Origin of the sequence: Pseudomonas sp. HLG18 (genome assembly GCF_051903985.1) — a bacterium.
GTDB lineage: Bacteria > Pseudomonadota > Gammaproteobacteria > Pseudomonadales > Pseudomonadaceae > Aquipseudomonas > Aquipseudomonas fluorescens_BT.
The window spans coordinates 538,982-560,363 of record NZ_CP195831.1 but is presented as its reverse complement, the minus strand read 5'-3'; the positions used below and the strand labels follow the sequence as shown (position 1 = coordinate 560,363).

24 protein-coding genes are annotated in these 21,382 nt (G+C 59.3%); 13 read left to right on the top strand and 11 right to left on the bottom strand.

Annotation, left to right across the window (positions count from 1 at the left end):
* Window positions 1-200: 200 nt before the first annotated feature.
* A complete protein-coding gene (locus ACSPX5_RS02650) occupies window positions 201-1,766 on the bottom strand; it encodes a sigma-54-dependent transcriptional regulator (protein ID WP_323161784.1) in 1,566 nt (521 codons plus the stop codon).
* Window positions 1,767-1,989: 223 nt separating this feature from the next.
* On the opposite strand from ACSPX5_RS02650, the gene phhA reads away from it, so the two are divergent.
* The 6 genes from phhA to ACSPX5_RS02620 all read left to right on the top strand — a co-directional run bounded on the left by phhA (window position 1,990) and on the right by ACSPX5_RS02620 (window position 6,422).
* Window positions 1,990-2,826 carry a phenylalanine 4-monooxygenase gene (phhA, locus tag ACSPX5_RS02645; RefSeq protein WP_323161804.1) on the top strand — a complete coding sequence of 279 codons (837 nt, stop codon included), beginning with the start codon at window positions 1,990-1,992 and terminating at the stop codon, window positions 2,824-2,826.
* 117 nt (window positions 2,827-2,943) lie between these two features.
* Complete coding sequence (locus ACSPX5_RS02640) at window positions 2,944-3,300, top strand: 4a-hydroxytetrahydrobiopterin dehydratase (protein ID WP_003222798.1); 357 nt, start codon at window positions 2,944-2,946, stop codon at window positions 3,298-3,300.
* Window positions 3,300-4,493 carry an amino acid aminotransferase gene (locus tag ACSPX5_RS02635; RefSeq protein WP_439820906.1) on the top strand — a complete coding sequence of 398 codons (1,194 nt, stop codon included), beginning with the start codon at window positions 3,300-3,302 and terminating at the stop codon, window positions 4,491-4,493. The genes ACSPX5_RS02640 and ACSPX5_RS02635 overlap by 1 nt, the downstream gene beginning before the upstream one ends.
* Window positions 4,494-4,751: 258 nt before the next feature.
* The gene (locus ACSPX5_RS02630) at window positions 4,752-4,883 is read left to right on the top strand and encodes a hypothetical protein (protein WP_007958347.1); all 132 of its coding nucleotides are present in this window, start codon (window positions 4,752-4,754) and stop codon (window positions 4,881-4,883) included.
* 73 nt (window positions 4,884-4,956) lie between these two features.
* Window positions 4,957-5,139 (top strand): hypothetical protein, encoded by a 183-nt coding sequence (locus ACSPX5_RS02625; RefSeq protein ID WP_439820905.1) that lies wholly within the window; start codon window positions 4,957-4,959, stop codon window positions 5,137-5,139.
* Between the two features lie 95 nt (window positions 5,140-5,234).
* On the top strand, window positions 5,235-6,422 hold the full coding sequence (locus tag ACSPX5_RS02620; protein WP_439821997.1) for an MFS transporter: 1,188 nt from the start codon (window positions 5,235-5,237) through the stop codon (window positions 6,420-6,422).
* On the opposite strand, the gene arfB is transcribed toward ACSPX5_RS02620, so the two are convergent.
* Window positions 6,419-6,832, bottom strand: a complete 414-nt coding sequence (gene arfB / locus ACSPX5_RS02615; RefSeq protein ID WP_169429373.1) for an alternative ribosome rescue aminoacyl-tRNA hydrolase ArfB — start codon at window positions 6,830-6,832, stop codon at window positions 6,419-6,421. The two genes, ACSPX5_RS02620 and arfB, sit on opposite strands and share 4 nt — an antisense overlap.
* Window positions 6,833-7,117: 285 nt before the next feature.
* Here arfB and queC point away from each other — a divergent pair, with 285 nt between their 5' ends.
* Window positions 7,118-7,816: a 7-cyano-7-deazaguanine synthase QueC gene (gene queC, locus ACSPX5_RS02610; protein ID WP_439820904.1), complete on the top strand. Its 699-nt coding sequence runs from the start codon at window positions 7,118-7,120 to the stop codon at window positions 7,814-7,816.
* Window positions 7,817-7,886: 70 nt separating this feature from the next.
* On the opposite strand, the gene ACSPX5_RS02605 is transcribed toward queC, so the two are convergent.
* Together ACSPX5_RS02605 and ACSPX5_RS02600 are read right to left on the bottom strand one after the other, a co-directional pair.
* Window positions 7,887-8,765 (bottom strand): queuosine precursor transporter, encoded by an 879-nt coding sequence (locus ACSPX5_RS02605; protein ID WP_169429371.1) that lies wholly within the window; start codon window positions 8,763-8,765, stop codon window positions 7,887-7,889.
* Window positions 8,755-9,354, bottom strand: coding sequence for a helix-turn-helix transcriptional regulator (locus ACSPX5_RS02600; protein WP_439820903.1), 600 nt, complete (start codon window positions 9,352-9,354; stop codon window positions 8,755-8,757). Before ACSPX5_RS02600 ends, ACSPX5_RS02605 begins: the two co-directional genes overlap by 11 nt.
* A gap of 556 nt (window positions 9,355-9,910) precedes the next feature.
* Between ACSPX5_RS02600 and glyA the strand changes: the two genes are divergently transcribed.
* Window positions 9,911-11,260 (top strand): serine hydroxymethyltransferase, encoded by a 1,350-nt coding sequence (gene glyA, locus ACSPX5_RS02595; protein WP_439820902.1) that lies wholly within the window; start codon window positions 9,911-9,913, stop codon window positions 11,258-11,260.
* 102 nt (window positions 11,261-11,362) lie between these two features.
* On the opposite strand, the gene ACSPX5_RS02590 is transcribed toward glyA, so the two are convergent.
* The 7 genes from ACSPX5_RS02590 to ACSPX5_RS02560 all read right to left on the bottom strand — a co-directional run bounded on the left by ACSPX5_RS02590 (window position 11,363) and on the right by ACSPX5_RS02560 (window position 18,540).
* Window positions 11,363-12,775: an amino acid permease gene (locus tag ACSPX5_RS02590; RefSeq protein WP_439820901.1), complete on the bottom strand. Its 1,413-nt coding sequence runs from the start codon at window positions 12,773-12,775 to the stop codon at window positions 11,363-11,365.
* Between the two features lie 847 nt (window positions 12,776-13,622).
* Window positions 13,623-14,834, bottom strand: a complete 1,212-nt coding sequence (gene rluB, locus ACSPX5_RS02585) for a 23S rRNA pseudouridine(2605) synthase RluB (protein ID WP_169429367.1) — start codon at window positions 14,832-14,834, stop codon at window positions 13,623-13,625.
* Window positions 14,835-14,989: 155 nt separating this feature from the next.
* Window positions 14,990-15,181, bottom strand: a complete 192-nt coding sequence (locus ACSPX5_RS02580) for a DUF1289 domain-containing protein (RefSeq protein WP_323161789.1) — start codon at window positions 15,179-15,181, stop codon at window positions 14,990-14,992.
* Between the two features lie 2 nt (window positions 15,182-15,183).
* A complete protein-coding gene (gene scpB, locus ACSPX5_RS02575) occupies window positions 15,184-16,203 on the bottom strand; it encodes an SMC-Scp complex subunit ScpB (RefSeq protein ID WP_439820900.1) in 1,020 nt (339 codons plus the stop codon).
* Window positions 16,204-16,214: 11 nt separating this feature from the next.
* A complete protein-coding gene (locus ACSPX5_RS02570; protein WP_169432605.1) occupies window positions 16,215-16,913 on the bottom strand; it encodes a segregation and condensation protein A in 699 nt (232 codons plus the stop codon).
* Window positions 16,914-17,033: 120 nt separating this feature from the next.
* Window positions 17,034-17,663 carry an L-threonylcarbamoyladenylate synthase gene (locus ACSPX5_RS02565; RefSeq protein ID WP_439820899.1) on the bottom strand — a complete coding sequence of 210 codons (630 nt, stop codon included), beginning with the start codon at window positions 17,661-17,663 and terminating at the stop codon, window positions 17,034-17,036.
* A gap of 13 nt (window positions 17,664-17,676) precedes the next feature.
* A complete protein-coding gene (locus ACSPX5_RS02560) occupies window positions 17,677-18,540 on the bottom strand; it encodes a PHP domain-containing protein (protein WP_207866364.1) in 864 nt (287 codons plus the stop codon).
* A gap of 87 nt (window positions 18,541-18,627) precedes the next feature.
* Between ACSPX5_RS02560 and ACSPX5_RS02555 the strand changes: the two genes are divergently transcribed.
* From ACSPX5_RS02555 to ACSPX5_RS02535, 5 genes are all read left to right on the top strand, one after another.
* Window positions 18,628-19,224, top strand: a complete 597-nt coding sequence (locus tag ACSPX5_RS02555) for a septation protein A (RefSeq protein WP_169429363.1) — start codon at window positions 18,628-18,630, stop codon at window positions 19,222-19,224.
* 1 nt (window position 19,225) lies between these two features.
* On the top strand, window positions 19,226-19,525 hold the full coding sequence (locus ACSPX5_RS02550; RefSeq protein WP_096822226.1) for a YciI family protein: 300 nt from the start codon (window positions 19,226-19,228) through the stop codon (window positions 19,523-19,525).
* Window positions 19,526-19,634: 109 nt separating this feature from the next.
* Window positions 19,635-20,045: a translation initiation factor 2 gene (locus ACSPX5_RS02545; protein WP_169429361.1), complete on the top strand. Its 411-nt coding sequence runs from the start codon at window positions 19,635-19,637 to the stop codon at window positions 20,043-20,045.
* Window positions 20,046-20,052: 7 nt separating this feature from the next.
* Complete coding sequence (locus ACSPX5_RS02540; RefSeq protein ID WP_169429360.1) at window positions 20,053-20,730, top strand: response regulator transcription factor; 678 nt, start codon at window positions 20,053-20,055, stop codon at window positions 20,728-20,730.
* 136 nt (window positions 20,731-20,866) lie between these two features.
* Window positions 20,867-21,319: a Spy/CpxP family protein refolding chaperone gene (locus ACSPX5_RS02535; protein WP_169429359.1), complete on the top strand. Its 453-nt coding sequence runs from the start codon at window positions 20,867-20,869 to the stop codon at window positions 21,317-21,319.
* The last annotated feature ends 63 nt before the right edge of the window (window positions 21,320-21,382 follow it).

Sequence of the window (21,382 nt, the reverse complement as noted above, 5' to 3'; positions counted from 1 at the left end):
TTTGCAGACCAACTTTTTTCTGGCGGCCAGGGACCCGATAAACAAAGGACTTGAGGGAAATGGCGGGGTTTGGGGAAATGTATCGAAGACGAAAAACCGGCGGTGTCATGCCGCTTGGCGGCAAACACCTGACCCTTATCAATTGATCGTTCCCACACTGCGTGGGGGGATCAGCGTGGGAACGATCTGCGTGGGCGTGATCAGACGTTGCCTGACTCCTTGCCGACTTCGTACTCACGCAGCTTGTTGGCAATCGTGGTGTGCGAAACCCCGAGCCGCTTGCCCAGCTGCCGACTGCTTGGATGTTCGGAATACAGTCGCTCCAGCACCGCTTTCTCGAAGCGCCCGACAATCTCGTCCAACCCGCCCTCCAGCGAGAAGTCGCCAAGCGGCTGACGCACGCCATAGTCCGGCAGACGAATATGTTCGGCCTTGACCGTCCCGCCATCACACAGCGACACCGCCTGAAACAGCACGTTCTCCAGTTGCCGAACGTTGCCCGGCCAATGGTAGTGACTGAGCCGGTCCATTGCCGCCGGCGCCAGTTTCGGCAGCGGGCAACCGATCTGTCGGCTGGCCTGATCGAGGAAGTGCTCGACCAGCGGCGTCAAACCGTCGAGGCATTCGCGCAAGGGCGGAATGTGCAGCGACAGCACGTTCAAACGGTGATACAGATCCTGGCGAAATTCCCCTCTCGCACACAGCTCCGACAGATCCACCTGGGTGGCGCAGATCACCCGCACATCCAGATAAACCTCTTCATCACTGCCTACACGCCGGAAGCAGCCGTCCTGCAGGAAGCGCAGCAATTTCACCTGCAAGCGCGGGCTCATTTCGCCAACGCCATCAAGGAACAGCGTGCCGCCCGCCGTCAGCTCAAGCAATCCGAGCTTGCCTTCGGCCCGCGCCCCTTCAAAGGCGCCGGGGCCATAGCCGAACAGCTCGGTCTCGGCCATCGACTCCGGCAGCCCCGCACAGTTGAGCGCCATCAGCGGCGACTGCCCGCGCGGACTCGCCAGGTGACAGGCACGCGCCAGCAACTCCTTGCCGGTTCCGGTTTCACCCTCAATAAGAAGAGGCGCATCCAGCGGCGCCATGCGCCGGGCTTCGCGCACCACCGCCGCCATCACTTTCGAGCTCTGGAAGATGCTGTCGAAGCCACGCAACTCTTGCTTGCGCACGTTATAGATGCGCTCGCCGACGCGGTCCGCCCGGTGCAAGGTCAGCACGGCACCGGCCATGGCCTCGCTGTCGTCGTGCTCCGATTGCAGCGGGGCGATGTCGGCCAGAAAGATGTCGCCCTTGACCTTGACCCGCATGCCGTTGATTCGCGATTTGTTGGCGCGCACCAGCTCCGGCAAGTCAAAGTCTTCGGCATAACGCGAGAGTGGAATCCCCGGCACCTCGTCGACCCGAACCCCGAGCAACTGCGCCGCCGCCCGGTTGGCGGCAACGATGGAGCCGCCCATGTCGATCGACAGCACCGGAAACTCCAGCGCACCGAGCAGCGCATTCAGCTCCATGTGTCGGCGCTCGCTGGGCATCAACCCGACACGCTTGACACCGAAGACCCCGGCGATGGCCTCGAATTTCGGTCGCAGCGCCTGGAACTGCAGGTTGATCAGATTCGGGCAATGCAGATAGATCGCGTTGCCGTGTTCACCGCCGACCTCACCGCGGGCGACGTTGATCCCGTACTCCACCAGCAGATTGAGGATGTCGCGCAGAATGCCGATACGGTTCTGGCAGTGGACTTTGATACGCATATAAAGGCCCGAAACAGGTAAAGGGGCGGATTTTTCTCTGCCGCCCGCAAGATAGTCGTCAAGATTATGTGACAGACACTGGCCATTTCAAACCCGCCAATCACCGTAATCACGACTTATCGCACAAATCGTAACGAAAAATTTACGACTCAAAGAGACTTTTCCTGCCTGACCGGCCATCAACCTGGTGCAACACGGCACGCGCTGGGGTATTTCTCAGTCCATCGCAGGACATAACAAGAACGAATTCCCCTCGCAGGAGAGCAGTATGAAGCAGACGCAATACGTGGCCCGCGAGCCCGATGCGCAAGGTTTTATCGACTACCCCGCCGAAGAACACGCGGTGTGGAACACGCTGATCACCCGCCAGATGAAAGTGATCGAGGGTCGGGCGTGCCAGGAATACCTGGACGGTATCGAAAAACTCGGCCTGCCCCACGACCGCATCCCGCAACTGGGCGAGATCAACAAGGTGCTCGGCGAGACCACCGGTTGGCAGGTTGCCCGCGTCCCGGCGCTGATCCCCTTCCAGACCTTTTTCGAATTGCTCGCCAGCAAGCAGTTTCCGGTGGCCACGTTCATTCGCACCCGTGAAGAACTGGACTACCTGCAAGAGCCGGACATTTTCCACGAGATCTTTGGCCACTGCCCTCTGCTGACCAACCCGTGGTTCGCCGAATTTACCCACACCTACGGCAAGCTCGGCCTGCAAGCGACCAAGGAAGAACGCGTTTATCTGGCGCGTCTGTACTGGATGACCATCGAGTTCGGCCTGGTCGACACCCCGCAAGGCAAACGCATCTACGGCGGCGGCATCCTTTCTTCGCCGAAAGAAACCGTTTATTCGCTGTCGGACGAGCCCGAGCATCAGGCCTTCGATCCGCTGGAAGCCATGCGCACGCCGTACCGCATCGACATCCTGCAACCGTTGTATTTTGTCCTGCCGAACCTCAAGCGCCTGTTCGACCTGGCTCACGAAGACATCATGGCCATGGTCAAGCAAGGCATGCAGCTGGGTCTGCACGCACCGAAGTTTCCACCGAAACCAAAAGCTGCGTGAACCGTGGCTTTTACTTACAAGTGAGTCTGTCAGTCGTCGCGGCTTTGGTTTAGCGTGACGACATTGACGACCGTAACAGCTCTTATAAAAAAGACATCCGATCTCAGGAATCAAACCATGTCCACTTTGAACCAAGCCCATTGCGAAGCGTGCCGTGCCGATGCCCCACAAGTCAGCGATGAAGAACTGCCGATCCTGATCAAGCAGATCCCTGACTGGAACATCGAAGTGCGTGACAGCATCATGCAGCTGGAAAAAGTCTTCCTGTTCAAGAATTTCAAGCACGCTCTGGCCTTCACCAACGCCGTCGGCGAGATCTCCGAGGCCGAAGGTCATCACCCGGGCCTGCTGACCGAATGGGGCAAAGTCACCGTGACCTGGTGGAGCCACTCGATCAAAGGCCTGCACCGCAACGACTTCATCATGGCCGCGCGCACTGACGAAGTGGCCAAGACTGCAGAAGGACGCAAGTAATGCACTTCGACGCCATCGGCCGGGTGCCCGGCGACCCGATCCTCGGCCTGATGGAGGCCTACGCGCAGGATTCCAACCCGCGCAAGTTCGACCTCGGCGTGGGCGTCTACAAGGATGCCCAGGGCCTGACGCCGATCCCCGAGGCGGTGAAAATCGCCGAGGCGCGTCTGGTCGAGAGCCAGGACACCAAGACCTACATCGGTGGCCATGGCAATCTGCTGTTCGGCAAAGTCATCAATGAGCTGGTGCTCGGTGCCGATTCGGCACTGATCGCCGAGCAACGTGCCGGCGCCACCCAGACCCCGGGCGGCACGGGTGCCCTGCGTCTGGCAGCGGATTTCATCGCGCAATGCCTGCCGGGCAAAGGCGTATGGCTGAGCAACCCGACCTGGCCGATCCACGAAACGATTTTCGCGGCTGCCGGGGTCAAAATCAGCCATTACCCGTACGTCGGCAGCGACAACCGTCTCGACGTCGATGCAATGCTCGCCGCGCTCAATGAAGTGCCGAAAGGTGATGTGGTGCTGCTGCATGCGTGCTGCCACAACCCGACCGGTTTCGACCTGGGTCACGACGACTGGCAGCGGGTGCTGGACGTGGTGCGCAGCCGCAACCTGCTGCCGCTGATCGACTTTGCCTACCAGGGTTTCGGCGATGGTCTGGAGCAGGATGCATGGTCAACCCGGCTGTTCGCCGCCGAGTTGCCCGAGCTGCTGATCACCAGTTCCTGCTCGAAAAATTTCGGCCTGTACCGCGACCGCACCGGTGCGCTGATCGTCTGCGCGAAAAGCGCTGACAAGCTCATCGACATCCGCAGTCAACTGGCCCACATCGCCCGCAACCTGTGGTCGACGCCACCGGATCACGGCGCCGCTGTCGTCGCCACGATCCTCGCCGACCCGGAGCTGAAACGCCGCTGGGCCGACGAAGTGGAAGCCATGCGTCTGCGCATCGCCCAGTTGCGCAGTGGCTTGGTGCAAGCGCTGGAACCGCACGGTCTGCGCGAGCGTTTTGCGCACATTGGCGTGCAACGCGGGATGTTCTCCTACACCGGCCTGTCGCCGGAACAAGTGAAAAACCTGCGCGAGCATCACAGCGTTTACATGGTCAGCTCGGGCCGGGCCAACGTCGCCGGGATTGATGCGACGCGCCTCGACCTGCTGGCCGAAGCGATCGCCAACGTCTGCAAATAACCCCAATTGTGGGAGCGAGCCTGCTCGCGACAGCGGTGCATCAGTCAGCACAAATGTCGACTGACAAGCACTTATCGCGAGCAGGCTCGCTCCCACATTTGCCCTGCGTCACCCTGTCGCACTTGTCTAGACAATCCCGCCCGTCGAAACAAATGGATTTAAAAATCTGTTTGTCACTTTTCCTGCTGTATCCTTCGCAGGCTTTCTGAAAGCGCGGATCTACCAGATCTATCAACAGACTTAGCGAGGAGCGCAACCATGCACGAGATTCCGAATCTCCCCTTCCCAAGCCTGCACGAAACTGAGCAGACGACCACGCAACAAGCCGGCGCCCAACAGCCCGAGCCGAAAGAAGCCGCCGAAAGCCGTCCGGCCGACAGCGAAGAGTAAGTAATACCCGCCGTACAGACCGTGTGGAAAGCGCTAACATGCGCTTTCCACACTGCCTGAAGCCGAGCCCGCCATGACCGAAGAATCCTTTGACGAACACCAGGCCGCAATCCTCATCGGCGCCTCCGAGAAGATGATCGAGATCTGGAGCCGCCTCTCGCCCGAGAAACAGGCCGCCCTGCTCGCCCGTTTCGGCAGCGAAGAAAACGCCCTCGCGGCACTGGTCACCACGCAACTGGTCGCTCCGGCCAAATAGTTTTACTTTTCCCCGCCGCAGAATCGTCCACGCCGGTATCATGAGCAGCCTATCTATTCTGCTCTCCCCGTGGATCGTTACTCATGTCGTCCTCAATGCCAGAACCCCAGCGCCCCCTGGCGGTCACGCTGCAAGTCGTTTCCATCGTCCTGTTCACCTTCATCGGTTACCTCAATATCGGCATTCCGTTGGCCGTACTGCCGGGCTATGTGCACAGCGACCTGGGTTTCGGCGCGGTCATCGCCGGCCTGGTGATCAGCGTGCAATACCTTGCCACCCTGCTCAGCCGTCCGTATGCCGGCAAGATCATCGACAACCAGGGCAGCAAACGTGCGGTGATGATTGGTCTGGCCGGTTGCGGCTTGAGCGGTGTGTTCATGCTGATCTCCGCATGGACGCCCAACCTGCCGATGCTCAGCCTGATCAGCCTGTTCGTTGGTCGCCTGGTACTCGGCAGCGCGGAAAGTCTCGTCGGTTCCGGATCGATCGGCTGGGGCATCGGCCGCGTCGGCGCGGCCAACACGGCCAAAGTCATCTCGTGGAACGGCATCGCCAGTTACGGCGCGCTGGCGATCGGTGCGCCGCTCGGGGTGTGGCTGGTCAGCCGTTTCGGCCTCTGGAGCATGGGCGTGAGCATTCTGCTGCTCGCAACGCTGGGAGTGCTGCTGGCCTGGCCGAAGACCGCTGCGCCGATTGTCGCCGGCGAGCGCCTGCCGTTCATGCACGTACTGGGGCGTGTCTTTCCACACGGCTGCGGCCTGGCACTGGGCTCGATCGGTTTCGGCACCATCGCCACCTTCATCACGCTGTATTACGCCACCCGGCATTGGGATAACGCGGTGCTGTGCCTGAGCCTGTTCGGCGCCAGCTTCATCGGCGCGCGACTGCTGTTCGGCAATCTGATCAACCGTCTCGGCGGCTTTCGCGTAGCGATTGCCTGTCTGTCGGTGGAAACCCTCGGCCTGTTGCTGCTATGGATCGCACCGGATGCACACTGGGCGCTGGCCGGCGCGGCATTGAGCGGTTTCGGCTTCTCGCTGGTGTTCCCGGCACTGGGCGTAGAGGCGGTGAACCTGGTGCCGGCCTCCAGCCGTGGGGCGGCGGTCGGCGCCTATTCGTTGTTCATCGATCTGTCGCTGGGGATCACCGGCCCCCTGGCCGGGGCGATTGCGTCGGGCTTCGGTTTTGCCTCGATCTTCCTGTTCGCTGCCATTGCCGCACTGAGTGGCCTGGCGCTGAGCATCTATCTGTATCGCCACACATCAAAGTACCGCGAAGACTAGAAATCCACCTTGCCCCGCCCGGCCTTGATACTGCCCCGCTTGGTTTTCGATTCGAGCCGACGTTTCTTTGAACCCAGCGTCGGCTTGGTCGGCCGGCGCTTCTTCTCGACCTTGGTAGCGCTGAGAATCAGCTCGATCAGGCGCTCCAGCGCATCGGCGCGATTCTGTTCCTGCGTGCGGTATTGCTGGGCCTTGATGATCAGCACGCCATCGCTGGTGATGCGGCTGTCACGCAACGCCAGCAAGCGCTCCTTGTAGAACTCGGGCAAGGACGAGGCCGGAATGTCGAAGCGCAGGTGCACGGCGCTGGAGACCTTGTTGACGTTCTGCCCACCGGCCCCCTGGGCGCGGATAGCGGTCAGTTCGATCTCGGCATCCGGCAGATGCACGTTATTGGAAATCTTCAGCATTGCATTCTCATCGTAGAGCCTTGCGCTACGCCGCATCTGTAGAAACTACGGTCAGCAGGACCCTGGGTGTGCTTTCAGTGTTGCGCCTTTTCACTATACACGGCGACTATCAGGCGAAACGGGAAAACGTTTGGGAGAAAATGCGCCGTCAATAGGGGGGCATTCGTCAGTGCCAATGAGCGCCGTACTACGTAGAATATCGCCACGGCAATGAGCAACCGGGACAAGCCCCCTCGATTATTGTTCGAATATTGCATTTACCCTTTCCATGCAGGAAGCATAATCATGAGCAATAAAGCAGTCATCGTATTTAGCGGCGGACAGGATTCAACAACCTGCTTGATCCATGCCTTGACCCATTACGATGAGATTCACTGCATCACATTTGACTATGGCCAGCGCCATCGCGCGGAAATTGAAGTTGCACAGCAACTGGCAAAAGAACTTGGCGTGACCGTGCACAAGACCATGGATGTGTCGCTGCTGAATGAACTGGCCATCAGCAGCCTGACCCGCGACAACATTCCGGTTCCGACCATCAACAGTTCAGGAGAAAGCCTGCCCAGTACTTTTGTACCCGGCAGAAACATCCTGTTTTTGACCCTGGCTTCCATTTATGCGTATCAGGTACAAGCCAGAACCGTCATTACCGGCGTTTGTGAAACAGACTTTTCGGGTTACCCGGATTGCCGGGATGACTTCGTCAAGGCATTGAACAAAGCCCTGGTACTGGGCATGGACTATCAATTGACCCTGGACACTCCGCTGATGTGGCTGAACAAAGCGGAAACCTGGGCCCTGGCCGACTACCATCAGCGACTGGAGTTCATTCGGGACCAGACACTGACCTGCTACAACGGCATCAAAGGTAACGGCTGCTCCAATTGCGACGCGTGTAACCTTCGTGCCAAAGGCCTCAATGAATACCTGAACAACAAAGATCAGGTTACGCACAGCCTGAAAGCAAAACTGAATCTGAACTGAATATTCGACGACACAACAAGCGCTCACCCGGTATGACATAACCGATACACCCGGTGAGCGCCATTCTGCATTATTGCGCCTGACCGCCAGTCAGGTACTTCTTGAACAATGCCCTTGCCCCATAAGCAGGCAATACATTAAAGAAAGCAAAGCCAACCTTTATCGCAATCTGAACGTAGATCATGTTCAGTATCGCGCTGGTTTCCATCGCACCATAAAACGCGATGAAGCAGAAAAGAAAGCTGTCGATGATTACCGCAAACAACGTACTTAAAAACACGCGCAAGAACAGAAATCTGGAATTTGTGAGTTCCTTGATTTTGCACAGCAAATACGAGTTTATATTTTCGGAAACCAGAAATGAAACAGAGGAAGCTACCAGGACAGAAGACAACTGGCCAATGACATCATTGTAAGGGCCATCGAGCTTCCAGCCAGGCAATCCGGGGAGATGAGTCGTGATGGCCAGCAGGATGATGATGGCCGCGTTGCTGATGAAGGCAAAGAGAATCGCTTTTCGCGCAAGCCTGAGACCGAACGTTTCATTCAACAGATCGACGATCAGAAACGTCAGCGGATAAAGAAAAGTCCCAGGCGTTACGATAATGTCCAGAGACTCCAGATAGATCGGCTTGGTCGCGGCGATACTGGTAAAGATATACAGCGTAAACAACATGAGGTTCAGAATGATATAGATCATCCAGGAACTCTCATGGCGATCATTCAACTCATAAGCGGTGAGCGCCCCTCCCTGGGAATAAAACTTCTTGTACAGATTCTTTATTTCCAGCTTGTTCAGATTATCCATAATCTCACTATTCAACACTTCACTCAGTTTTATTTTGATTATCTTGCCTGTCGCAATCACCATGATGACAGCCAGGCTTTTACCGTTTTCAAACCCCAATAGCTTGTACTTGCTGTTTTCCATTCCAACACTACAGCCCATTAAATCGTTCCTCGATTATATCCCCGATAACACAAATACGATCCGTGGCAACGCCAGTCTCTCTGGATATCAGCAGCCTGTTCGTGGTTTTGTCATACAGCAGCTTTTCCCTGTCGCTACTCGAAGACCCTTTCTGAACGATCAATAGATCGCCCGGTTCATTCAATCCACTGATCTCGTTTTCCAGCAGCACACCTATCAAATTGAAAGAGGCGCCAAAATAATAAGTCAATGGATAAACCGTGGCCAACTCGCCAATTCTCTTGTCCAGATTCTGGATCACCAGACTCTCTTTCAGAACAGGCACTGCCGCCGGATTCATGTTCCCCTGCGGCGAGATACTGCTTTCTATTATCTCCTTCTCTTCAAAATCGATGGTTTCTATTTCTTCATAGGAAACACCAAAGAAATCGGAAATCTTGCGAACCGTGGACTGCTGCACATTGACCACCTTCCCCTCGAGGATGTTATAGATGGTCGTTCTGGTCAGGCCACTGGAGTTACACAAGGACAGCTGCGTCTCCCCACGACTTTTTATCAGGTACTTGATATTGTTTTTCAGATTCTCCGATCTTTCTCTTCTGTGCATGAGTTACTGACCGCCCATTTATAACTGTAATGAAAACACACCCTGAATGATGACTCACGGGCACTCACATCAGGTCGTTGATTACAGTTGCATCCCTGTCAAAACCGCGAGAGATCATAGCATCCTCCATCCTTGAGTGACCGAAACCGGGGCGACTCATCCAGACTTGCAGACTCACCTGCAAGCTGTACTGACGTGTTAGTTCCCGCTGCCTTCCCCTTCACCACCGCAAAGCGGCGACGGTCGCCCTACAGCTTTACACCTTGAGCCCTGCAAAAAGAATCATTTTCTTTGAACAATGTTCATTTTTTTGATTAATTTTTCTCGCGTTCACAAACAAAAAAACTATGATGCTTCAAGCTGTCCCTCGTCACGGTAACCCGCAGAGGAAATCAGACAGTGGCTACCTGTACAGACGTTGGTTTTGCGCGCATCGGCGCCGGAACACGGATCCGCCTGTACAGCTTGTGGCGATACATGGATGTCGGCACACGCAAAACCAGGAAAGTCGCGCTGTTGTTCGCGGCGCGCAACAAACAGGGAAGGAATACAAAGAATGCCGGTCAATACTCAACTGCTTACGACCCAGGCCGACTTGCTGCGGCGCGGCCTGACGGATCTGCGAGTGCAAGACGCCGAACTCGCGCAGATCCTTGACGCCGAAGTCACGCGACAGCACCAGACCCTGTCGCTGGTATCTTCCTCCTGCGCAGTCAACCCACGCACCCTGGCGGCCTCTGCGTCGGCGCTGGTCAACGTGACGGCCGAGGGCACACCCGGCAGGCGCTATAACGCCGGTTGCGAGAACGTCAGCCTGGTCGAGTCGCTGGCCATTCGAAGAGCCCGGGCGCTGTTCGGCGCTCAGTACGCCAACGTGCAGCCACACTCGGCATCGAACGCCAATTACCAGGTGCTCACCGGCCTGCTCGAACCGGGGGATACCCTGCTGGGAATGGCCGTCGAACATGGCGGCCACCTCACCCACGGCAGCACCGCAGCGTTCTCGAGCGACCACTACAAAGCCATCCAGTACGGTACGACCTCCCAAGGCCTGATCGATTACGACGAGGTGCGAACGCTGGCGCTCGCTCACCGCCCGCGCATCATCATGTGCTGCGCCACTGCTTACTCGCGGATCGTGGATTTCGAACGCTTTCGCGAGATTGCCGATGAGGCCGGCGCCATCCTGCTCGCCGACATTTCACACATCGCCGGACTGGTTGCCACCGGACGGCATCCGAGCCCGATTGACGTTGCACACGTCACGACCACCTGCACACACAAGCAACTCATGGGCCCCCGAGGCGGCCTGATTCTTTGCGGCCGGGACGCCAATACCAAAGTCCCCGGCTTGCGGACGACCTTCAGCCGCGCCCTTGATCACGCCGTGTTTCCCGGCATGCAGGGCGCGCCGGCCGTCAACATGATCGCGGCCAAGGCGACGGCGCTGGGTCATGCAATGTCGGCCGAATTCGACGCTTACATGGCGCGGATCCGCCATACCGCCGATGAACTTGCCACTGCGTTTCAGGCACATGATTACGAAGTCGTGGGCGGACGCAGTGAAAATCACACGATTCTGCTTCGGTTGCGCAGCGGCATCACCGGCGCCATTGCAGAATCGGCGCTGGAGCAATGCGGGATCATCGTGAACAGGCATCGTGTCCCCAGCGAGGCTCGATCATCCTCCGTGACCAGTGGCTTGCGTATCGGCACGGGCTCCATTGCCCAGCGCCACATCGACTCGCGGGGATGCCGGCAGATTGTCGACCTGATGTGCCGGATCCTCGACAAAGTGACAGCGCTCGGCGAACGGGATTACACACTGGAGCACTCCGCCAGAGACCAATTCCGCTTACAGACCGAAGCGTTGTGCACGCTTTATCCCATTGCCGACTACGCATAGAGCCTCGAACCACCGAACGCGCAAGGCGTTCGGGATCACTGTCGAAATCCGCGAAAACAAAAAACCCGGCGCCTGGCCGGGTTTCTTGTTTGGCTTGCCGCGTTATTTCACGGCAGCGTGCAACGCCTGCTGCGCACCACGCTTGTTCTTGATCACATAGCAGACCCACATGAACACGACCCACACCGGAATCGCATACACCGAGACCTGAATGCCCGGGATCAGCAGCATCACACCGAGAATGAACGCCACGAACGCCAGGCAGATGTAGTTGCCGTACGGATACCACAGCGCCTTGAACAGCGGCTTCTGGTGGGTCTTGTTCATGTGCTGGCGGAACTTGAAGTGCGAGAAGCTGATCATCGCCCAGTTGATCACCAGCGTCGCAACCACCAGCGACATCAGCAGTTCCAGCGCATGTTGCGGGATCAGGTAGTTGAGCAGCACCGCCACCAGGGTCACGGCTGCCGACGCCAGGATCGAACGCACCGGTACGCCGCGCTTGTCGATCTTCGCCAGCGCTTTCGGCGCGTCGCCCTGCTCGGCCATGCCCAGCAGCATGCGGCTGTTGCAATAGGTGCCGCTGTTGTACACCGACAATGCCGCAGTCAGAACCACGAAGTTGAGGATGTGTGCGGCGGTGTTGCTGCCAAGCATCGAGAACACCTGCACGAACGGGCTGCCGCTGTAGGAATCGCCCGAAGCGTTGAGGGTTTCCAGCAGGCTGTCCCATGGGGTCAGCGACAGCAGGATCACCAGCGCGCCGATGTAGAAAATCAGGATCCGGTAGATCACCTGGTTGATCGCTTTCGGGATCACGGTTTTCGGCTTGTCGGCTTCGGCGGCGGTGAAACCGAGCATTTCCAGACCGCCGAAGGAAAACATGATGATCGCCATGGCCATCACCAGACCGCTGACGCCGTTCGGGAAGAAGCCACCATGGGACCACAGGTTGCTGACCGAGGCTTGCGGGCCGCCATGGCCGCTGACCAGCAGGTAGCTGCCCAGGGCGATCATGCCGACGATCGCCACGACCTTGATGATCGCGAACCAGAACTCGGCTTCACCGAAAACTTTGACGTTGGCCAGATTGATCGCGTTGATCAGCACGAAGAACGCGGCTGCGGTGACCCAGCTCGGGATATCCGGCGCCCAGTAGTGGATGTACTTGCCGACTGCGGTCAGCTCCGACATGCCCACCAGGATGTACAGGATCCAGCAGTTCCAGCCCGACAGGAAACCGGCGAAACCGCCCCAGTATTTGTGCGCAAAGTGGCTGAAGGATCCGGCCACCGGCTCTTCGACGATCATTTCGCCGAGCTGGCGCATGATCATGAAAGCGATGAAGCCGCAGATGGCATAGCCGAGAATCATCGACGGGCCGGCGGATTTCAGCACCCCGGCCGAGCCGAGGAACAATCCTGTACCGATCGCGCCACCGAGGGCGATCAGTTGAATATGGCGATTTTTCAGGCCGCGTTTCAGCTCGCCTGATTGCGAGTTTTGTCCACTCATGAAAAAGGTCTCACGCAAGGTTTGATGATGTTCAGTAGACGTTGCTGCAAGGTTGCGATTTCAACCAACCTTGATCAAACCCCAGCGCAGGCACCAGGAATTCAGCTTTTTTACAACGGTCATGCGTCACCTGTTTGTTTTTATCTGTGACGAAATCGAACCCGACACGCTCGTGACGCGACGGAGTGAACAAGACGGATAGCCTTGAGGTATGCGCGATTACGCAGAGGGTCACAGGTAAAACGCGGCGCATTGTACACCGCTAACCCCCTGCTGCCAGACCCCGCTGGATCAGCGTGTCGGTTGCCGGGATTGCGTGTGTCCACCCCGGGCGACCCGGGCGGCTGCAAAAATTGAGTCAGGCCTTTGCAGGCCATCGGCGTGGACGATGGACAATCCGCCCCACGTGGAGAAGTGAAAATGGATTACGGCGTTCATTGCGCCTCCTTCTTGTTATGCACCTGCACGACAGGCATGCCGCGCATCTCACCTTCCAAACGACGCTGAAACAAGCACGCCAGAGGGCTGCGCAAGGCCCGGCGGGCGTGGCTGCGGCAGATTTTCCTTACAGCCAGTCAAAGCCACCCGATTCATGGGACAGCGAGGTCTTTTTCGTAAATATCCACTGACAGCGCGTAACGTAAAGTTTCCACTCCAGACCCATCGAAGTGGCGTCCGGTGATTGACGTTAGCTGGCTAACTATTTGAAAGGCGTTAAGTTTTTTGTTTAAAAACAAGAAAAACACGCCTAAAAAAAGAAATAAAAAGACCAAAAAAAAACGCCAACCCTGAGGTTGGCGTTTTCTGTTTTCAGCTTGAAGCTTGTCGCTCGAAGCTTACAACCGCGTTATTCCGGCTTCTTGCGACCGAAACCCGGACGCTGGCCGGAACCGGCCGGTGCGCCACGGCGCTTGCCCGACGGCTTGTCGTCGTCCGCCAGTTTGATGCCTGGACGCTTCGGCGCCGGTTTGGCCGGACGCCTGGTCTCGGCTGGACGATCCGCCACTGGCGTACCGCGACCGGCCGGTGCACGACCTTCACCACGCTCGGTGCGCCCACGCGGAGCGCGCTCGCCATCCGGACGCGCCGCTGGCTTGCGACCCGGACGCTCGCCTTCGATCTGCGGCTCACGCACGGTACGCGGGCCGGCCGCCGCCGGTGCGCCGTTGGCCGGACGCAAGGTACGCACGCGCTCGGTGCGAGGCATCGGCCGCGACGATTTACGCTGCATGCGGTCGAGCTTGTCTTTGCTCTTGGCATTCAGTTGCGGCATGGCCACCGGGGTCAGGCCGACTTCGGCGCTCAGCACGTCGACTTCGTACTGGCTCATTTCGCGCCAGCGGCCCATCGGCAGGTCGGAGTTGAGGAACACCGGACCGAAACGCACGCGCTTCAGACGGCTGACCACCAGGCCCTGGGATTCCCACAGACGACGCACTTCACGGTTGCGACCTTCCATCACCACACAGTGATACCAGTGGTTGAAGCCTTCGCCGCCCGGTGCCTGTTGAATATCGGTGAAGCGCGCCGGACCGTCTTCCAGCACGACGCCGGCCTTCAGACGCTCGATCATCTCGTCATCGACTTCGCCGCGAACACGGACTGCGTACTCGCGGTCCATCTCGTAGGACGGGTGCATCAGGCGGTTGGCCAGCTCACCGTCGGTGGTGAACATCAGCAGACCGGTGGTGTTGATGTCGAGACGGCCGATGTTGATCCAGCGCCCTTCTTTCGGACGCGGCAACTTGTCGAACACGGTCGGACGACCTTCCGGGTCGTCACGGGTGCAGATCTCGCCGTCCGGCTTGTTGTACATGATCACGCGGCGGACCGACTCGGCAGCCTCTTCGCGCTTGATGACCTTGCCATCGATGGTAATGGCATCGTGCATGTCAACGCGCAGGCCAAGGGTGGCGTCTGTGCCATTGACCTTGATCCGGCCCTGGCTGATCCACGCTTCCACGTCACGGCGCGAGCCGACGCCGATACGGGCGAGGACTTTCTGCAGCTTTTCGCCTGCTGGGCCGATTTGCTGGTCGTCTTTCTGGTTGTCACTCATCTGGGCACCTCCCGGTGTGGTCTGTTCAGCGGCTCTGGATTGGGCCTGCCGAAGCATTGAAATCTGGGTTTTCGGGCGAAGGGATCGCCGAAGGGTCGCGAATCATACGCGGATGTGGCCGCGTGCGCATCAGAGACTAGTCGATCAAACCAAGGTTATTTCTTTTTCCGCCGACCGGTGGCGCCGAGCTTGATCAGGCGCAGCGCAGCTTCGGCCAGCACCGTGCGCTTGTCGTCCTTGTCGAATTTCTTCCAGGCCCGGATCTCGCGCTTGCTGCGGCCGCATCCCAGACAGATGTCATCGCTGAACTTGCAGAGGCTGATGCACGGGTCTTTGGTCGAGCTCATGCTCAATCCTCGAACTCGCGGCGCTCGGCTTCGATGGCTTCGGCCAGTGCCCGGGCTTCGGCTTCTTCTTCGCTCAGTGCTGGCTCAGGTTCTGGTGCGGGTTGTTCGAGGCGAGCAACGGCGGCCAGCAGTTTTTCCCGGGCTTCGGCCACGCCGAGCACATCGTCTTCCAGTTCAGGTTCGGACTCAAATTCAGGCTCGAATTCAGGCTCGAATTCAGGCTCAAAGTCAGATTCTGGCTCACCCTCAACCGGCGGTTCGACCGGATCGGACTCAACCCCGGTCGGCATCGATTCGCCGCCCACCCCGTCACGCAGCAAATCGTCGAAGTCGGTCTTGATCCCCTCCTCCATGCTGTCCAGCTCCAGCAACAGCGTGTGGAAACTGGTTTCCTCTTTCTGCTCTTCCGGCTCGGCACTGGCATCGGCCAGCTCCTGCAGGCCAGGCGGCACTGGAGCATCGTCGAAGTCAAGCACCGGATCCGGCTCGATCTCGCGCAGTTCGGCCAGTGGCGGCAACTCGTCGAGGCTCTTGAGGTTGAAGTGATCGAGAAACGCCTTGGTGGTGGCGAACATCGCCGGTTTGCCCGGCACGTCGCGATAGCCGACGATGCGGATCCACTCGCGCTCCATCAGCGTCTTGACGATGTTGGTGTTGACCGCCACCCCCCGCACATCTTCGATCTCGCCACGGGTAATCGGCTGGCGATAGGCAATCAGCGCCATGGTTTCCAACAGGGCCCGGGAATAACGCTGCGGGCGCTCTTCCCACAGCCGGCCAACCCATGGCGCGAACTTCTCGCGGATCTGCAGGCGATAGCCGGAGGCGACCTCCTTAAGCTCGAACGCCCGCCCCTCGCAGGACTTTTCCAGCAGGGCCAGGGCTTTCTTGAAGACCGGCGGCTCCGGCCGTTCGCCTTCCTCGAACAACTCGTACAGACGTTCAAGGGTTTGCGGCTTTCCCGAGGCCAACAGAAAGGCTTCAAGCAGGGGCGCCAGCTCGCGGGGTTCACTCAGGTTCATGTTCGGACTCGTTATTCGACTCGGGCTCGCACGTGGATCGCGGCGAACGGCTCATTCTGCACCAGCTCGACCAGGGATTCCTTGACCAGTTCAAGGATCGCCATGAAGGTCACTACCACCCCGAGCCGGCCTTCCTCGGCGGTGAACAGCTCGACGAACGGCACAAAGCCGCCGCCCTTGAGACGCTCCAGCACGTCGCTCATGCGTTCGCGGGTGGACAGCGCCTCGCGGCTGACCTGATGGCTTTCGAACATGTCGCCACGGCGCAGCACTTCTGCCATGGACATCAATATTTCTTCCAGCGCCACGTCCGGCAGCAACTTGCGCACCGTGGCCTGCGGCGCGTCGAGTTTTGGAACGATCACGTCGCGACCGACCCGGCTCAGGCCATCGATGCCTTCGGCCGCAGCCTTGAAACGCTCGTATTCCTGCAGACGGCGGATCAGCTCAGCGCGCGGGTCTTCCTCTTCGTCCTCGACGGTTTCGGCCCGTGGCAGCAGCATCCGCGACTTGATCTCGGCCAGCATCGCGGCCATCACCAGGTATTCGGCGGCGAGCTCCAGGCGCACCGACTGCATCAACTCGACATAACCCATGTACTGACGAGTGATTTCCGCCACCGGGATGTCGAGGATATTGATGTTCTGTTTGCGGATCAGGTACAGCAGCAGGTCGAGCGGGCCTTCGAAGGCTTCGAGGAAGACTTCCAGGGCGTCCGGCGGGATGTACAGGTCCAGCGGCATTTCCGTGACCGCCTGGCCATAGACCATGGCAAACGGCAGTTCCTGCTGGGCACCGGCCTGGGGATCAACGGTTTCCACTGCGGACATTCAGGCCTCGACCATGAACGGAGCCGGATCGCCGCAACCGACGCGGACCACTTCCGGATCGTCGCCGGTCAGGTCGATTACGGTGGAGGCCTTGATGCCGCCGAAACCGCCGTCGATGATCAGGTCCACCTGATGCTCCAGCAACTGGCGCATTTCGTACGGATCACTCAGCGGGTCTTCTTCGCCGGGCATGATCAGGGTCACGCTCATCAGCGGCTCGCCCAGTTCGGCAAGCAATGCCAAGGCAATCGGATGGCTCGGCACGCGTAGGCCGATGGTGCGCTTCTTCGGATGCAGCAACAGCCGCGGCACTTCACGGGTAGCGTTGAGAATGAAGGTGTAAGGCCCCGGCAAGTGGGCTTTCAGGATTCGAAAGGTCCCGGTGTCGATTTTGGCGTAATTGCCCAGCTGCGACAGATCGCTGCAGATCAGCGCGAAGTTGTGCTTTTCGTCGAGCTGACGCAGGCGTCGAACGCGCTCGATGCCGTTCTTGTCGCCGATCTGGCAGCCGATTGCGTAGGAAGAGTCCGTGGGATAGACCACCACCCCACCCTTGCGGATGATCTCGACCGCCTGTTTGATCAGGCGCGCTTGCGGGTTTTCCGGATGAATCTGGAAAAATTGACTCACATTCTCTACCTGTTCAGACGGCGGCAATAACTGTGTCATGTTTGAACCGACACCACAGGGGTGAAAGGTCCTCCGGCACCGGCCGGTACTGGCCGATCTCGGACCAGCCACCAGGGCCATGGAAATCACTGCCGGCGCTGACCAGCAGACCGAACTCACGGGCAAGAATCGCAAGGCTGCCCACCTGTTCCGCAGGCTGGTGACCGTTGACCACTTCGATCGCCTGCCCGCCCGCTTGAATATAGTCTGCAATCAGCTTTCGGCGCTTGCTGCGGGTGAAATCGTAGTGCCACGGATGCGCCAGGCTGACCCAGGCGCCGGCGGCGCGCAGCGTGCCGACGGTGTCTTCTAGGGTCGGCCAGTGTTGCTTGACGTCCCCCAGCTTGCCGGCGCCGAGCCATTTGCGGAACGCTTCGGCGCGATCCTTGACGAAACCTTTACGCACCATCCAGTCGGCGAAATGCGGACGGGCCGGTGCGTTGCCGCTGTCGCCCAGTTCCTGCTGGATCTGCCGCGCGCCGTCGAGCGCGCCGGGCATGCCCTTGAGGGCGAGCTTGCGACTTATTTCTTCAGACCGCAGCCAGCGGCCATCGTGCAGACTGGCGATCGCCTCGACCAACGGCGCGGCGTTGACGTCGAAACCGTAGCCCAGCACATGAATGGTCGCGCCGCCCCAGGTGCAGGACAGTTCGACGCCGTTGACCAGTTGCATGCCCAGCGCTTCGGCGGCCGTGCGCGCTTCGGCGAGGCCTTCGAGGGTGTCATGGTCGGTCAGGGCCAGGACTCGCACGCCATTTTCGAACGCACGCGCAACCAGTGCCGCAGGCGCCAGGGCGCCATCGGAGGCCGTGCTGTGGCAGTGCAAATCAACATTCACGGGGATGTGTAACCTCAAATCAGCCGGCGCTATCGCGCGCCCATATGTTTGTTATTATGCCGCCACATCCAGCTTCTGGCTCTCACTGTGAAACAATTCATCGATTTCATCCCGCTTCTGCTGTTTTTCATCGTCTACAAACTCGATCCACGCACCGTCGACGTTGCCGGCAATGAGTTGACCGTAGGCGGCATCTACAGCGCCACCGCCGTGCTGATCATCAGCTCCCTGGTGGTCTATGGCGCGCTCTTCATCAAGCAGCGCAAGCTGGAAAAGAGCCAGTGGCTGACCCTGATCGCCTGCCTCGTGTTCGGCAGTCTGACCCTGGCTTTCCACAGCGAAACCTTCCTGAAGTGGAAAGCCCCGGTGGTCAACTGGCTGTTTGCCCTGGCCTTCATCGGCAGCCATTTCATCGGTGACCGCCTGCTGATCAAGCGCATCATGGGCCACGCACTGACCCTGCCGGACGCCGTCTGGACGCGCCTGAACATCGCCTGGATCGGTTTCTTCCTGTTCTGCGGCGCCGCCAACCTGTTCGTCGCGTTCACGTTCCAGGACTACTGGGTGGACTTCAAGGTGTTCGGCAGCCTGGGCCTGACCGTGCTGTTCCTGGTCGCTCAGGGCATTTACCTGTCCCGTCACCTGCACGACGCCGATACCACAACGCCAAAAACCGAGGACTGACATGCTCTACGCCATCATTGCCACCGACGTCGCCAACTCCCTGGACGCGCGCCTCGCCGCCCGCCCGGCGCACCTTGAACGTCTGCAAGTGCTCAAGGGCGAAGGCCGCATCGTCCTGGCCGGCCCGCACCCGGCGGTCGACAGCAATGATCCGGGCGCCGCGGGTTTCACCGGCAGCCTGATCGTTGCCGAATTCGATTCCCTGAGCGCGGCACAAGCCTGGGCCGATGCCGATCCGTACATCGCCGCCGGCGTCTACGCCAACGTTGTCGTCAAGCCGTTCAAGCAAGTCCTGCCGTAGTCCTTCCCCACGCGATGAACCTTGTCGGTTCATCGCGTTCTCAATCGCTCATTATTCTCGTTTGCCGGCCGACAACCTGCCCAATATCCATTTGGTAACAGGAGTCGCGATGCGCAAGGGTCCGTTGTGTCTGATGCTGGTCACGTTGTCGATCATGGCACCCGCCCATGGTGAGGAAAGCAGCGAAAGCGGCAATTCCACGCCGTTGTCGTTAAGCGCCGGCAGCCAGATCACCGAGTTGCAGCAGCGCCTGAAGGTCAGCGAGCAGCAGCGGGAAGCACTGAGCAAACAACTGCAGGATGCCGATAGCACCCGCGAAAGCGCCCAGCTTGCCCGGTTGCGCCAGGAGAACCAGCGTCTGAAGCTGCAACTCAAGGAAGCCCAGGCCAGCCCGCTGCCGCGCCTGCTGACTGAACAGCAGCAATGGTTCGTCACCGGCGCCGGGGTAGCGCTATTGGCCCTGCTCTGCGGTATCTTTGCCAGTGGTGCAAGTCGAAAACGTCGACAATGGCTAAATTGAGTGAGTCATGAGCGAGCTGTTACTGATTGATGATGACCAGGAGCTGTGTGAGCTTCTGAGCAGTTGGCTGAGCCAGGAAGGCTTTCAGGTCCGTGCGTGTCACGACGGCCAGAGCGCCCGCAAGGCCCTGGCCGAGTCCGCCCCCGCCGCCGTGGTGCTGGACGTGATGCTGCCCGACGGCAGCGGTCTGGAACTGCTCAAGCAACTGCGCAGCGATCACGCCGATCTGCCGGTGCTGATGCTTTCGGCCCGTGGCGAGCCGCTGGACCGTATCCTCGGCCTGGAACTCGGTGCCGACGATTACCTGGCCAAACCCTGCGACCCCCGCGAGCTCACCGCCCGCCTGCGCGCCGTGCTGCGCCGCAGTCATCCGGCCGCCGTGTCGACCCAGCTCGAGCTTGGCGACTTGAGCTTCAGTCCGGTGCGCGGTGTCGTCAGCATCGACGAGAAGGAATTCACCCTCACCGTTTCCGAAAGCCGTCTGCTCGAAGCTTTACTCAAGCAGCCGGGCGAGCCGCTGGACAAACAGGAACTGGCGCAGATCGCCCTCGGCCGCAAGCTGACCCTGTACGACCGCAGCCTGGACATGCACGTCAGCAACCTGCGCAAGAAAATCGGCCCCCACGCCGACGGCCGCCCGCGCATCGTGGCCTTGCGCAGCCGTGGCTACTACTACAGCCTCTGATCGTTCGTAAGTTTTGTCAGGTCGGCGCGAAAACGTGTTTACCCAAGCTTTACACAGCGCTGACCGCCGCTGACCTTGATCTCCGTAATCTGTACTCATCCGGAACGTACCGGGAACGAGACAAAGGAGATACACCATGCGCAAGACTCTTATCGCTCTGATGTTTGCCGCTGCCCTGCCGACCGTCGCCATGGCCATGCCACCACAGGATGGCGGCCCGATGGGTGGCCCGCTGGACGGCCCGCGCCACGGCGGTCAGATGCACGGCATGCACGGCAAAGGCCCGTACAGCGAGCTGGACCTGTCCCGCGAACAGCGCGAGCAGATCCGCAAGATCATGGGCGAGCAGATGCAAGAGCGTCACCAGACGGTCGAAAAATACCTGGAGAAACTGTCGCCAGCCGACCAGAAAGCCATGAAGGACGAGATGGCGGCCAACCACAAGAAAGCCGAGTCCGATGTCCGCGCCGTGTTGAAACCGGATCAACAGAAGAAATTCGACGAGATCCAGAAGAAACAGGCTGAACGTCGCGCCGAATGGGCCGAGTTCAAAGCCTGGAAAGCGCAACAGCCGCAAAAGGCGCAATAATGTTCTGACCCGACGGTTCACGCCGTCGGGTCTTTTTTCACCCAGCCCAATGTGGGAGCGAGC

Coding starts and splice junctions, on each gene's coding strand:
- ACSPX5_RS02650 (WP_323161784.1), bottom strand. CDS start 1,766: ATGCGTATCAAAGTCCACTGCCAGAACCGTATCGGCATTCTGCGCGAC.
- ACSPX5_RS02600 (WP_439820903.1), bottom strand. CDS start 9,354: ATGCACAGAAGAGAAAGATCGGAGAATCTGAAAAACAATATCAAGTAC.
- glyA (WP_439820902.1), top strand. CDS start 9,911: ATGCCGGTCAATACTCAACTGCTTACGACCCAGGCCGACTTGCTGCGG.
- ACSPX5_RS02620 (WP_439821997.1), top strand. CDS start 5,235: ATGCCAGAACCCCAGCGCCCCCTGGCGGTCACGCTGCAAGTCGTTTCC.
- arfB (WP_169429373.1), bottom strand. CDS start 6,832: ATGCTGAAGATTTCCAATAACGTGCATCTGCCGGATGCCGAGATCGAA.
- ACSPX5_RS02540 (WP_169429360.1), top strand. CDS start 20,053: ATGAGCGAGCTGTTACTGATTGATGATGACCAGGAGCTGTGTGAGCTT.
- ACSPX5_RS02535 (WP_169429359.1), top strand. CDS start 20,867: ATGCGCAAGACTCTTATCGCTCTGATGTTTGCCGCTGCCCTGCCGACC.
- ACSPX5_RS02590 (WP_439820901.1), bottom strand. CDS start 12,775: ATGAGTGGACAAAACTCGCAATCAGGCGAGCTGAAACGCGGCCTGAAA.
- ACSPX5_RS02605 (WP_169429371.1), bottom strand. CDS start 8,765: ATGGGCTGTAGTGTTGGAATGGAAAACAGCAAGTACAAGCTATTGGGG.
- rluB (WP_169429367.1), bottom strand. CDS start 14,834: ATGAGTGACAACCAGAAAGACGACCAGCAAATCGGCCCAGCAGGCGAA.
- ACSPX5_RS02640 (WP_003222798.1), top strand. CDS start 2,944: ATGTCCACTTTGAACCAAGCCCATTGCGAAGCGTGCCGTGCCGATGCC.
- ACSPX5_RS02545 (WP_169429361.1), top strand. CDS start 19,635: ATGCGCAAGGGTCCGTTGTGTCTGATGCTGGTCACGTTGTCGATCATG.
- ACSPX5_RS02580 (WP_323161789.1), bottom strand. CDS start 15,181: ATGAGCTCGACCAAAGACCCGTGCATCAGCCTCTGCAAGTTCAGCGAT.
- ACSPX5_RS02550 (WP_096822226.1), top strand. CDS start 19,226: ATGCTCTACGCCATCATTGCCACCGACGTCGCCAACTCCCTGGACGCG.
- scpB (WP_439820900.1), bottom strand. CDS start 16,203: ATGAACCTGAGTGAACCCCGCGAGCTGGCGCCCCTGCTTGAAGCCTTT.
- ACSPX5_RS02635 (WP_439820906.1), top strand. CDS start 3,300: ATGCACTTCGACGCCATCGGCCGGGTGCCCGGCGACCCGATCCTCGGC.
- ACSPX5_RS02630 (WP_007958347.1), top strand. CDS start 4,752: ATGCACGAGATTCCGAATCTCCCCTTCCCAAGCCTGCACGAAACTGAG.
- ACSPX5_RS02625 (WP_439820905.1), top strand. CDS start 4,957: ATGACCGAAGAATCCTTTGACGAACACCAGGCCGCAATCCTCATCGGC.
- queC (WP_439820904.1), top strand. CDS start 7,118: ATGAGCAATAAAGCAGTCATCGTATTTAGCGGCGGACAGGATTCAACA.